Genomic DNA, 12,649 nt, shown 5'->3' on the forward strand with positions numbered 1-12,649 from the left:
ATTTCCAACACCTGCCGGGCCATCGTCAAACCACGCACCCCGATTTAGCCACGTTTGGACACGAGGGCGGCACTCCGCTCGGCGTCGACGGCGTCGGCGACCTGGCCCAGGCGCTCGGGGAAGAGGAAACCGTAGACGTCGAGGGTGAGGCTGGCGGAGGTGTGGCCCATCTGGCGCTGGAGGATCTTGACGTCGGCGCCGGCCTTGATGGCGATGGCGGCGTAGGAGTGGCGCAGGCTGTGCGGCGTCAATCCTTCGACGTCCTGCAATCCGGAGAGTTCCACGGCCTTGCGCCAGATGCGTCGGCGCCAGTTGTGGTCGTTCACGTGGCCGCCCTTCGCCGCACGGAAGACGTAGGCGGTTTCGGGCTGGCCCTTGATCTGCTCGCGCAATGGTTTCACGAGAAACTTCGGGATCGCCACGGTCCTGGGCTTGCCCGATTTCGGCGGCCCCAATCGTTGCGCCTTGGCGCTGTTCTTCCATGTCCGGCGGATGCGGATCTGCCGGTTGGCGAGGTCCAGATCGCCCACCTGCAGGGCGAACGACTCGTTGATGCGTGTACCTACGTAGCTTTGGAATCGTATGATCAACCCGTCCACGGGCCGCCCGACCACTTCGGCCGATTTCGCCAGATGCTCGATCTCGGGGATGTTCAGGAAGACCAGATCCTTGTATTCGGGCTTGGGTACTTCCACCTCGCGCGCTGGATTTTCCATGAGATACCGCGCCTTCACGGCATATTCCAACACCCCGGCGAAGACCACGCGCACGATGCTCTTGATCGATCTGGGGGACAGGGGCTTGGCCTTGCGATCCCAGTGCAGCTCCACCGGGTACTCGCCGACGGCCAGATTGCCCACCCATTGCGCAATGTCGTCGCGCGTGATCGTGCCGATCGGCACATCGCTCCATCGCGGATTTACGTAGACACGTAGTTCGCATTCATAACGTAGCCGCACGCCTTCGCTCACGTTGTTCTTCGACCGCAGCCACATCTCGGCCACGTCCTTGAACTTCCGCCGCCCATCGTACGGGTTCGCATAGCGGCCGCGGCGCACATCGTCCTCCATAGCCGCCTGGAACGCCTCCGCGTCCGTGAGCTTCGCGAACGACTTCGAATGCTGCCTGCGTGTGGTGCCCTCCACCGTGTACCACCGGCATCGCCATCGCCGCCCGTGCCCGTAGCGCGACGATCGCCACCCGTCCGGCACCTTAGCGCGGAACGGGTCGCGCGACGCCGCCAAGGACCGCCGCGCCTCGGGGGACGGGGGAACGCCGTTGTCGTTTTTGAGCCACAGGTCATCGATCCACACTCGTGCCATGCCTTACATTATCCGCTCGAAGCATGGCCGGCCGCGGATTGCTCGCCCCGGGAGAACGGCGGAAAACCGGGCGTCCGGGGACACGATCCAGACACGATGAAGGGGAAGTGCGGTGGGAGAGTGCGGTGCGGATGCGGGGCGATCGGCTCGTTATAATGGGCAGCGTCTTTCCTGCGAGCCGCCACACGATCGGAATGTTCATGAATCAGAACGGAAATCATGTTTCTCCAACATCCATGCGGGGCGCGGGGCTATGGCGTACTTCCAAGGCGAATGTCGTTGCCGCCGTCGTGTTCGCGATCATTGCACTGGCTGAAGGACTGTTCATGATCGGCGATATCGATGCGAAATCACTGCCTGATCCGACCATGCATATTCCGCAGACCTACGCGCTCGCTACTGGGCAGGTATTCAATCCCACCGAATTTCAAACGGATGAATGGGGAAATCATTTTCGTCGGCAGAATCTCAAAGGTGATTCATACTATTTGGAGCCCGATGGTAATAATTCCTTGCTTATGAATGTGATATCGCAAATTGGTAAAAGCAACGCATATCATAGTGAGGATAATGGTTCACAAACCGTAAGTGGATTGTATCGATCCACGCAGTATTTTCCTGCCTCGTACATACCTCAAGCTGTTGGAATGAAAATCGGCATGATGCTGCACATGTCTCATTACAAGACTTTGCAAATGGCGCGCGGCGTCAACCTACTGACATTCATTGCCATGGTTGCATTTGCAATAATCCTGCTTCCGCGCGGCAAACTACTGATGCTTGCTCTGGGCCTGCTCCCGATGACGGTGTATACGGCGAGCAGCATGATGCCGGATGGGCTGTATTTCGCCGCAAGCGCCTGCATGGTGGCCGTGGCGATGTACGGCTTGCGATCGGAGCGCAGGATGTCCAATGGCCTGTATGTGTTTTTGATTGTCATTTCGCTATGGATATTGCTTGGCAAGAGTCTGTATCTTGTTGCCGCCCTGCCGGTGTTGCTGCTTCCGAAGGTTGTGCTGTCTTGGAAAAGGAAATTGGGATATGTGGGCGTGATGTGCATCGGATTGGTGTTGTATTTGCTTTGGAGCTCAGCGTATTCCGGTGGTTTCTTCGCTGCAAACGTTGCTGACAATAAAGGATATATTCTTCATGATCCGGTGCATTTTGTGATCGTAGTATTGAAGAATGCTCTGCATGTCTATTCTGAATTGATTATCATGCCGCATGGATATTGGTGGGTAGCACTTGCGATCACTGTGATTACTGTGGGCTCTGCGGTTTATGGTTTCGTGACTGATTGGAAGAGGGAACGATCGAACTTCACTGTAGTGTATGTGGCGTCGGTTGTTGTGTCGTTCTTCCTTGGAATCTGCGCGATTTATGCATTTACCGCACTGACTTGGAATGATCTTTCCAATATGAGTCAAGGCATTGATCTTGAAGGATTCCAAGGACGTTATATTTTGCCTTTGCTGCCATCGGCTGCGTTTCTGTCTGTGTGGGGCAAACGCATTTGATGACAAAGCAACGTCATCCTGAGCGCAGCGGTAGTCCCTTTCAAGTCATCCTGAGCGGAGCGTAGCGGAGTCGAAGGATCCTTAATCTTCTGCACTGTGATCTGTGCGTAATGGCCAAGGATCCTTCGACTCCGCCCTATCGGGCTGCGCTCAGGATGACGAGGGGCCGCTTTCCGTCATCCTGAGCGCAGCGCGAGTTTCTTCCGTCATCCTGAGCGTAGCGTAGCGGAGCCGAAGGATTCTTCGACTCCTCCCTGCCGGGCTGACTACGTCGTCAAACGTTTTTGTCAGGTATACTTTTGGTGACCCTTGAGAAGAAAGAGGTGATCGATGAAGATCAGTCAAAAGTTGGGTGCACTGCTCACATCGGCGGCGATGGTCGTCGGGCTCGGTGCCGCTGTAGGGGCGACCGCCACCGCCGCAAGCGCTGCGGGCGTCGGCTGGACCCCGGAGGGTGTGGCGTGGATGGCCCCGGCGTCCGGCGGCGAGAACGTGTATCGTCTGTACAATCCGTACAGCGGCGGGCATCACTACACCATGGATCTTGCCGAGATCGACGCGATGGTCGTCGCGGGCTGGCAGAAGGAGCCTGTGGCCTTCGCTGCGGATTCTTCTGGTGCGGACGTCTATCGTTTGTATAACCCGTACTCCGGCGAACACCATTACACGATGGACGCCGCCGAACGCGACAATCTCGAGCGTGTGGGCTGGAGGCCGGAGGGCGTGGCCTGGCATGTGAGCACCGCCGCCAGCGTGCCTGTCTATCGTGTCTACAACCAGTACACGGGCGAGCATCTGTGGACGCAGGACAAGACCGAGTACGAGTTCCTCACCGGCGTCGCCCCCACGCCCACCGCCAAGGACGCCCTCGCCCAGCTCACCGTTTCCGACTACCTCGCCCCCGGCTACGAGCGCGAGGAGTTCGGCAAGACGTGGGTCGATGTGGACGGCAACAACTGCGGCACGCGCGACGACATCCTGGCCCGCGATCTGACGAACATCACCAAGAAGGACGATTGCAGGGTCGCCACCGGCACGCTGAATGATCCGTACACCGGCACTGTCATCGACTTCGTGCGCGGAACGGACGGCGGCAATGACGGCGGCGTGCAGATTGATCATGTGGTCGCCCTGTCCAACGCGTGGAAGTCGGGCGCGAACGGCTGGACCCGCGACCAGCGCATCGCCTACGCGAACGATCCGTACGTGCTGCTCGCCGTGGACGATCAGGCCAATCAGGACAAGAGCGATTCCGCGGCCGACAAGTGGCTGCCGTCCAACACGGCCTACCGTTGCGACTACGTTGCCCGCCAGATCGGCATCAAGAGCAAGTACAAGCTGACCGTGACCAACACCGAGCGCGACGCCATGAACCTCGTGCTCGCCACCTGCCCCGCGCAGACCGTCCCCGCCGGCGTGGGCGCGCCCAGCGTGCCCGCCCCGCCCGCACCCGCTCCGAAGCCCGCTCCCAAGCCGGATCCCGATCCTGCGCCCAACCCCGAGCCGAAGCCGGAGGTGCAGTACGGTATCCGTCCCGGTGCGTGGTGTTCTCCGGAAGGGGCGATCGGCTACAGCGCCAAGGGCGTTCAGTATGTTTGCCGCCCGAGTGACAGCGGTAAGTCATTGCATTGGCGAAGGCCGTAAGCCGGGTTGGTTTGGTGCGGAGTGTTAAGGATCCTTCGACTTCGCTACGCTTCGCTCAGGATGACAAGAAGCAACTCTCTGTCATCCTGAGCGCAGCGGAGTCTCTCTCTGTCATCCTGAGCGGAGCGCGCAGCGCGAAGTCGAAGGATCCTTAACCTTTTCGCGTTGTGACTTTTGCGTGAAATGGCCAAGGATCCTTCGGCTCCGCCCTCGATGTCCGGCTGCGCCGGACCGTCGCCGCCTTGGCGGCGGCTCCCTTCGCCTACGGACAGCCCACAGGGCTGTCCGCTTCACGGCTCAGTGCTCAGGATGACCGGGTCACCTTTCCCTCCGCTCGGAATGACCGGGCCATCTAGGTATATACTTAGTGTATACAGTGATGGGAGGGCGTTATGGCCACTACGACATTGGTGCATTGGGGCAACGGGCAGGGTATTCGTCTGTCCAAGGAGCTGATCAGCCAGGCTGGGCTGAAAGTCGGCGATGAATTGGACGTGCAGGTCGAAAATGGGGGCATTCGCATCACTCCCGCCCGGAATCGGTATATAGGCATTGTGGATTACGAGAAGCTGTTCGAGGGGTATCAGGGGCCGCAGCCGACCGAGGACGGATTCGCTTCGCCGGCCGGAAGGGAGCGGATGTGAGCGACTGGCGGTATGGGGATGTTGTGTGGGCCGATTTGGATCCATCCGCCGGACATGAGCAAAACAAACGCAGGCCGCTGATCGTGGTGAGCAACGATCTCTACAACCGCTTCAATAATCTGCCCATGACCGTGCCTGTGACGAGCAATCGCGAATATCCGCTGCATGTCAACATTGGGGTCATCCCAACCGAGGATGGCGGCGAAATCCATGGATGGGCCGAGATCGAACAGGCGAAATGCCTCGATCTTGATGCGCGTCATGCCGCTCGCGTGGGTGATCTCGATGAGCATGTGCTCGATGAGATCACCGAGTTGCTCTTGAGCGGTCTGATGCAGCCGACAATGCGCATTGAGCGATTTGCGTAAGGATGACGGAGGCGTTCATCCTGAGCACTGAGCCGTTAAGCGGACAGCCCGGTGGGCTGTCCGTAGGCGAAGGGAGCCGCCGCCAAGGCGGCGACGGTCCGGCGTAGCCGGACGCCGTAGCGGAGTCGAAGGATCCTTGGGATTCCGCATTGTGACTTTGTGCGGAGTGCCGAAGGATCCTTCGCTGCGCTCAGGATGACGGGGAATGCCACTTGTCATCCTGAGCACAGCGCGCAGCGCGGAGTCGAAGGATCCTTAATCTTCTTTACGGGTTGGCTTGGTACGAAATGGCCAAGGATCCTTCGGCTTCGCCCTGTCGGGCTTCGCTCAGGATGACCGGGGGGCCGCTTTCTGTCATCCTGAGCACTGAGCCGTTAAGCGGACAGCCCAGTGGGCTGTCCGTAGGCGAGGGGAGCCGCCGCCAAGGCGGCGACGGTCCGGCGTAGCCGGACGCCGTAGCGGAGTCGAAGGATCCTTAATCTTCTCACGGGTCCGCTTGGTGCGAAATGGCCAAGGATCCTTCGCTTCGCTCAGGATGACGAAAGCGGCTCAGGATGAGAAGCGGCTCAGGATGACGGCGAGCAGGGCTGCCTACCGCCCCAATAGCCGCGCGATCAGGGCGCGCAGTCCGCTGGGCTGCGGAGGTTGCGTGGCCTGATCGGGCTCGGTGGCCTGATCCCCGGCCGGCTCCCCAATCATCCCCGTGTCCTTGAGATGGCCCATGGCGACGGCGCGCAGATCGTGATAGTGGGCATTGGCGGGACGGCCCGCCGGATCGGACCGCTCGGCGAGCTCCGGATGCTTCGCCTCGATGCGCAGGGCCATGTCGCGGAACCGCTGGGCTTCGGTGCGATCATGCGCGGCGGCGGGGGAATCTCCCCGACCCTCGCGCTGGGCGACGAGTAGGGCGTAGGCGTGATCGCGCACGTAGCGCCAGAGTTCTGCGGCGATGGCGTCTGGATCGGGGGAGAAATGGGTGAGGATGCGCTGCAGACCGGCCTCCTGAAGGGGCGCGGGGAGATTGTCGTGCCACTCGTTCATCGTGTGCTCGGCGAGGCGGTCGCGCACGTCGGCCACGCGGGCCGGCCAATCGTCACGCGCGATCGCGAGGTCATTATGCCCGGCGGCGCAGGACTCCGCGAACCGCCGGATCAGCCGGAGAGCCTTGGCATCGCGGTCGGCCATCGTATCCATGGCCTCCACGGTGAGCTGGGCGCCGAATGTGTCGCCGCGGCCCAGATGGTACACATACCAGGATGATTCGGGGACGGCTACGTAGGAACTGGCGAGCGAATCGACGATGAAGCTCATGAACAGGTCGTCGGACAGCAGCAGGCGCGTGTCCGGGGCGAGGGCGTAGGCGCGGCGCAGCAGATCGCCGCGGAACATTTTGTGATGGATGTGCCAGTCGAAGCCGCCCGACTGCGCGAACTGCGTGCGCAGGATTTCCGCGCCCTCCAGCCTGCGCGGCGTGGGGTTGAGGAAGCCCGTCATGCCGGCCGCGGCCTGTTGCGCGGCTTCGTTCGCTGCGTCCACGCGCACGCCGTAATGGACGATGTCCGCCGGATGATCGCGTACGTAGTCGAGCAGTCGATCGATGGTACCGGGCTCAAGTTCGTCGTCCTGATCGACCAGCAGCACCCAGTCGCCGACCGACGCCAGCACGCCGGTCTTGCGCGCGGCCAGCGTGCCTTGGTTGCGATCGTGACGGATCGGGTGAACGCGCGGATTCTCGGCCGCGAGCGATTGCGCGACGGCGAAGGTGTTGTCCGTGCTGCAATCGTCCACGACGATGACCTCGTCGGCCTGCGCGGCCACGCTGCGGACGCACTGCGGCAGATAGCGGCTGTTGTTGTACGCGGGGATCACCACGGAGACGGAGGGACGGGGGCTGTTGCTGGAGCTCATGGGGCTTAGTGTAGCGCTGGTGGGGGCGAAGCGGGATGAAGCGGCACCCTGAGCGGAGCGAAGGATCCTTACCTTGTGTGCTGGTTGGTTTGGTGCGAAGTGACGAAGGATCCTTCGGCTTCGCTGCGCTGCGCTCAGGATGACGGAAAGCAACTACCCGTCATCCTGAGCGCAGCGCGAAGCGCGGAGCCGAAGGATCCTTGGCCATTGCGCACTTAGTCGTGGTTCCAGCTGGTGCGGGGAAATTAAGGATCCTTCGGCTTCGCTCAGGATGACAGGGGTTGCACTTCGTCATCCTGAGTGGAGCGAAGCGGAGTCGAAGGATCCTTAATCTTGTGCATGGGTTGGCTTGGTGGGAAGTGACGAAGGATCCTTCGGCTTCGCGCTGCGCGCTTCGCTCAGGATGAAGAAGGGGCTGTCCGTTTAACGGCTCAGCGCTCAGGATGACGGTTGGCGGTCGCTCGCCAACCGCCAACCGGCCGCCCCGCCAACCGTCACTTCTTCCCCTGGATCTTCCTTGCAAACACCTTCATGAGCTCGCGCTGCTTGGAGCCGATCGGCGCGACCACGTCCACGTACTTGCGGATCGGGCTGTCCTCGCGGATCGCGCGCTCGTGGTGCAGCGGGGCCTCGGGCTTGTCCACATCGGCCAGGATCGCCATCATCTGCAGGGAGAACGGGGTGGAGTGGGCGTAGTGCCAGTAGAGCGGGCCGAAATCGCACCACGGGTTGCGCCAGGGCTTGTCGTAGCCGGCGTAGTGCACGATCTTCGCGGCCTCGCGCGACTTCATGTACGCCTTGTACACCGCCGCGGGGGCGAAGTTGAAGATGCCGGAGACGCGGCCGCCGCAGTCGTGCATCACGTTCCAAGCGTAGTCGAGGTACTTCACATCGCCCGCGCACTCCTGGTTGAGGATGTCCTGATCGTTGTAGATGTAGTCCGGATCGGACGCGATCCGCAGCCACTCGTCCACGCTGTGCAGCTCGCGCATGCGATCGAGGTTCATCACCAGCACGCCGGCCTGGAAGTAGCCGTACGGGTCCTTGAGGCCCAGCTTGCGATCGGAGTAGCGGCGGCGCTCGCCATCGGGCATGTTGAGGTTGCCCAGAAAGTCGATGTCGCGCACGGCGGCCAGCGCGTGGCCCTCAAGGTCCGTGTCGTACAGGCCGGACACGTCCCCGTTGATGATCAGATCGGAATCGAGGTACAGGATCTTCGAATAGTACGGCAGCGCGTCCTGGATGATGAAGCGGTAGTAGGTCTCCACGCTGATGTGCGCGTTGCTGGTGGTCAGGTTGTAGCCGTCCACCACCGGCAGCACGTCGTAGAAGCGCACGGTGGCCTGCGGGAACTGCGCGAAGTACTCGCGGATCAGCTGCTGGTTGGCCCGCGTGATGTCCTTGTGCAGCACGATCACGTCGTAGAAGCGCTTCGGGTCGGCGTTCTTCAGCATCGAGAAGATGGTGGTGGTGAGCATCGGGACGTAGTTGTCGTCCGCGGCGAACACCACCGGGACCGTCAGGCGCGGGTTCGTGCTCAGCGGCTCGAGCTGCATGCGCGGCTCGGGGTTGGTGAAGTGGACGCACTGCAGGGTCTTGACCTTCCAGTCGCGCCCGACGCCCGTGCGGCGCTGATGGGCCAGCCAGATGTTGAGCAGGCGCTCGGACAGGTGGCCCGGCGTGCGCAGGGTCTCCACGTCCGCGTGCGTGAAGTCGGTGGTATCCACGAACTCCTTGAGGATCGGGAACAGCCACTCGCAGTAGGCGAAGAAGATCTCCTTGCGCATGATGAACATGTTGCAGAACGCGGCCGTGTGGCCGTTGAGGAACTGGTCGGCGTCCTCGCGGTACTCCGGGTGGCGGCTCACCAGAATGTCGTACGTGTGGCGCAGATCCTTCAGGCGCAGGTGCCTGTTGCCGGCCCAGTGCTCCTTCATGTTCACGCTGCCGTCGATCAGCTTCGTGTCGTTCACCGGCGAGGTGATCACGTCCCATCCCGTCACGGCGCGGGCGATCGTCGCATCGTCGAACCCGTACTCGCGCGCGGCACGCTCGTCGATGAACGTGTCGTCGATCTCTCCGTAGTCGTTCTGGTGGTGCGGCGTGTCCGTGAAGTCGAAGTAGCGGCGGTAGTGGCAGAAGCCGTAGTAGTCGGCGTTCGCGTTCTTCCACGCCCAGTACTGGGCGGTCAGCTCGCAGTACATGGGGTTGAGCTCGGAGATGTTCTCGCCCACGTTGTCGTACAGCGTGCCCTCCAGCGGCTGCTCGGCGATCTCCGCGCCCACCTGGATGGGCATCAGCGAGGCGCAGTCGGGGAAGGCCGCGGGCTTGTGCGCGCTGATGAAGATGCGGATGTGCGCGGGCTGGGCCGGCTTGGCGGGCTGCGGCGCGGGCTTCGTTGCGGGCTCGATTGCCGGTTCGGAGGCCGCGGTCTCTCCGGCCGGCGTGGTGGCGTCTGTGTTGGTCATATGGGTATTCTCTCCGCTCATTCGCGATTATGACTGCTTCCCTCTAGAATAATGACAGTTTTCCCCCAATGGGGCCGGGCGCGGCAATCGCGTCCGCGGCGGCGCTAGTAGGATAGGACGATTGTGACTGACGTATTCAAGAAACTCGCCGAGAAGTACCGCTATTCGATCGTGGTCTTCAAGGAACTCGTGAAGACCGATTTCCAGCTGCGCTACCAGGGGTCCTTCCTCGGCATGGCGTGGTCGGTCCTCAAGCCGCTGATGCTGTTCGGCGTCATGTACATGATCTTCGTGCGCTTCCTGCACTTCACCGATGGCACGCCCACCTTCCCCATCTCCCTGCTGTGCGGCACCTGCCTGTGGAGCTTCTTCTCCGAGGCCACGTCGATGGGACTCATGTCGATTGTGAATCGCGGCGATCTGCTGCGCAAGGTCCACTTCCCGAACTACATCATCGTGGCCGCCACCACCATGGGCTCCATGATCTCCCTTGGTCTGGGCCTCGTCGTGGTGATCGTCTTCGGCTTCTTCGCGCACGCCGAATACACGTGGCGCGTGGTTCTGGTGCCCTTCAGCATCATCCAGCTCTACTGCCTGGCGCTGGGCGTGGCGCTGATTCTCGCCACCATGTACGTGTACTTCCGCGACATCCAGCACATCTGGGAAGTCGTGCTGCAGGCCCTGTTCTATTCCGTCCCGATCATCTACCCGCTGTCGATGGTCTCCAAGAACTACCCGACGGTTGCGAAGATCATGCTGCTCAATCCCATCGCGCAGCCGATCATGGACATCCGCCACAACCTGCTGTCGCCCAAATACGTGCCGACCGTGTGGACGGAGATCAACTCCTGGTGGATCCCGCTGCTGCCGTACGGCTGCACCTTCGTGATCCTGGCGCTGGGCATCTACCTGTTCCGCCGCAACAGCGCGCGATTCGCCGAGGTGCTGTAGGCCCGGTCTGAGGCAGCGCGCTTGGCCCCTCGCCCGTGTGACATCCGGCGTCGCATCCGTTACCGCGTCCGGCGGCGCGTCCGGTGTCGCGCCCGTTACCGCGTCCAAACTGAAAGGCGGTTCCCATGAATCCGCAGCAACCCGCGCCTCCGCAGTTCCCCGGGCAGCACTGGCAGCCCGGGCAGATTCCGGGCGCGCCTTCGTCGGGGCAGCCGGGGTATTCGGGGCAACCGGGGCAACCGCCGGTTCCGGGGTCTGTGCCGCCCGCGCCCCAGCCCATTCCCCAGTCGCCGCAGCCGTATATGACGCCGCAGCAGGCGGCCCGTGCGATCATGCGGCGCGCGGTGAACCGGCCGGCGGGCGTGGTGCTCCTGTACGCGGTTGTGGCGCAGGCGCTCGGCGTGGTGTTCAGCGGCGTGGCGATGCTCATGTGGCTCGCCGCCCAGTCCGGCGACCCCGCGCGCGCCCGGCAGTACGTGATGCTCAAGCTGAATGACGCCTACAGCGCGGTCATGCAGTACATGGGCGTGATCAGCCTGGCGAGTTTCGGCGTGGCCGCGCTGATCCTGTTCCTGCTGCGGCGGCGCATGATCGCCCGGCGCGGCTTCTGGGTGGGTGACCATGGCGAGGCTCGGCGGATGCGCGCGGCCTGGGCCCTCGACTTCCTGATCCTCACCGTGAGCGCGCAGGCCGTGTTCGTGCTGCTGCAGACGCTGCTCTCCGCAGCGGGGGTCGATCTGGTGTCTCCCAGCATGGAGGCCCTGTCCGAGTCCGCCATTTCGTGGGAGATGTGGCTGTACATCGGACTGGTGGGGCCGGTGATCGAGGAGCTCGTGTTCCGCGGGGTGCTCATGCAGTCGCTCGCTCCGTACGGGCGCAACTTCGCGATCGTCACCTCCGCGCTCATGTTCGCGCTGTATCACGGCGACTTGGTGCAGGGCTTGTTCGCGTTCGTGATGGGCCTGGTGCTGGGCTTCGTGGCCATGGAGTACTCGCTGGTGTGGTCGATCGCGCTGCACGTGTTCAACAACGCGATTCTGGGCGGGGTGCTCTCCGAGTACGCGGCTTCATTTGGCGATGCGGGCAACAATGCGTACGCGCTGGCGCTGGTGGTGATTGGCGTGATCGGCGGCATCGCGGTGTTCGCGCGGCATGGTCGCGAGATGCGGGCCTACCGCGACGCCAATCGATCGCCGCGCGGGACGTACTGGGGGTGGACGGCCCCGTGGTTCCTGACCTATGTGATCCTGTCTGGCCTGCTGGTGGCGGTTTCCTTCGCCGGGGCGGTGCTGGGGTAGCGCCGGGGTGACTTGGGCGGCTTTGGGCGGCTTTGGGTGGCGGCCCGGCTCTGGGCGGCTCTGGCCTCCGGTTCCCCGAGCCGCCCAGAGTCCGGTGCCCGGCTCCCCTCGGAGTTCGACCGCCCGGCTCTCCGCGGCGACCGGCACCGCCCGGTGCCCAGCCTTGTCTCTGCCCATCCCACCTCCGCAGACAAAGCAAAACCCCGGGGCCGACGAACGACTCCGGGGTTTGAAGCACTAAAGCGCTAGGCTGCGGCGGGCGTGATTCACGCGACGACGCGCTGCACCTTGCCGGCCTTCAGGCACTTGACGCACACGCGGATGCGCACGTTGGCGCCCTCCACGGTGGTGCGAACCGGCTGAAGGTTCGGGCGGAAAGTGCGCTTAGTGCGCCTGTGCGAATGCGAAACGCTGTAACCGGTCTGCGGTCCCTTGCCGCACACTGCGCAACGAGCTGCCATGATGGACTCCTTGATTTGGTTTGTTCCAAGTCTTTCGTGTCCGTCGCTCGCGTTTTGCCGCTCGGCCG

Annotated in this window: 10 protein-coding genes; 6 read left to right on the top strand and 4 right to left on the bottom strand. The window is 62.6% G+C overall.

The genetic code is table 11. The features are described from left to right. Nucleotides 1-44: 44 nt before the first annotated feature. Entirely contained in the window at nt 45-1,322 is a 1,278-nt protein-coding gene (locus EMO90_RS12470; RefSeq protein WP_223849858.1) for a tyrosine-type recombinase/integrase, read from the bottom strand. A 200-nt stretch (nt 1,323-1,522) separates the two neighbouring features. Here EMO90_RS12470 and EMO90_RS08640 point away from each other — a divergent pair, with 200 nt between their 5' ends. The 4 genes from EMO90_RS08640 (at nt 1,523) to EMO90_RS08655 (ending at nt 5,495) form a co-directional block, all read left to right on the top strand. Continuing rightward, nucleotides 1,523-2,839, top strand: coding sequence for a DUF2142 domain-containing protein (locus tag EMO90_RS08640; protein ID WP_190972115.1), 1,317 nt, complete (start codon nt 1,523-1,525; stop codon nt 2,837-2,839). Between the two features lie 330 nt (nt 2,840-3,169). Beyond that, nucleotides 3,170-4,483 (top strand): GmrSD restriction endonuclease domain-containing protein, encoded by a 1,314-nt coding sequence (locus EMO90_RS08645; protein WP_263390674.1) that lies wholly within the window; start codon nt 3,170-3,172, stop codon nt 4,481-4,483. 392 nt (nt 4,484-4,875) lie between these two features. Next, nucleotides 4,876-5,127: an AbrB/MazE/SpoVT family DNA-binding domain-containing protein gene (locus tag EMO90_RS08650; RefSeq protein ID WP_150355039.1), complete on the top strand. Its 252-nt coding sequence runs from the start codon at nt 4,876-4,878 to the stop codon at nt 5,125-5,127. Then, complete coding sequence (locus EMO90_RS08655) at nt 5,124-5,495, top strand: type II toxin-antitoxin system PemK/MazF family toxin (RefSeq protein WP_150355038.1); 372 nt, start codon at nt 5,124-5,126, stop codon at nt 5,493-5,495. The genes EMO90_RS08650 and EMO90_RS08655 overlap by 4 nt, the downstream gene beginning before the upstream one ends. Nucleotides 5,496-6,086: 591 nt before the next feature. Here the strand turns inward: EMO90_RS08655 and EMO90_RS08660 are convergent. Both EMO90_RS08660 and EMO90_RS08665 read right to left on the bottom strand, forming a co-directional pair. Next, complete coding sequence (locus EMO90_RS08660) at nt 6,087-7,403, bottom strand: glycosyltransferase family 2 protein (RefSeq protein WP_150355037.1); 1,317 nt, start codon at nt 7,401-7,403, stop codon at nt 6,087-6,089. A gap of 494 nt (nt 7,404-7,897) precedes the next feature. Then, nucleotides 7,898-9,871: a DUF4422 domain-containing protein gene (locus tag EMO90_RS08665; protein ID WP_150355036.1), complete on the bottom strand. Its 1,974-nt coding sequence runs from the start codon at nt 9,869-9,871 to the stop codon at nt 7,898-7,900. A gap of 123 nt (nt 9,872-9,994) precedes the next feature. Here EMO90_RS08665 and EMO90_RS08670 point away from each other — a divergent pair, with 123 nt between their 5' ends. Both EMO90_RS08670 and EMO90_RS08675 read left to right on the top strand, forming a co-directional pair. Beyond that, the gene (locus EMO90_RS08670) at nt 9,995-10,822 is read left to right on the top strand and encodes an ABC transporter permease (protein ID WP_150355035.1); all 828 of its coding nucleotides are present in this window, start codon (nt 9,995-9,997) and stop codon (nt 10,820-10,822) included. 125 nt (nt 10,823-10,947) lie between these two features. Then, complete coding sequence (locus EMO90_RS08675) at nt 10,948-12,120, top strand: CPBP family intramembrane glutamic endopeptidase (protein WP_150355034.1); 1,173 nt, start codon at nt 10,948-10,950, stop codon at nt 12,118-12,120. A 266-nt stretch (nt 12,121-12,386) separates the two neighbouring features. On the opposite strand, the gene rpmB is transcribed toward EMO90_RS08675, so the two are convergent. Then, on the bottom strand, nt 12,387-12,581 hold the full coding sequence (rpmB, locus tag EMO90_RS08680; RefSeq protein WP_150355033.1) for a 50S ribosomal protein L28: 195 nt from the start codon (nt 12,579-12,581) through the stop codon (nt 12,387-12,389). Nucleotides 12,582-12,649: the final 68 nt, after the last annotated feature.

It is taken from the genome of Bifidobacterium vespertilionis (assembly GCF_008698145.1).
Taxonomy (GTDB): Bacteria; Actinomycetota; Actinomycetes; order Actinomycetales; family Bifidobacteriaceae; genus Bifidobacterium; species Bifidobacterium vespertilionis.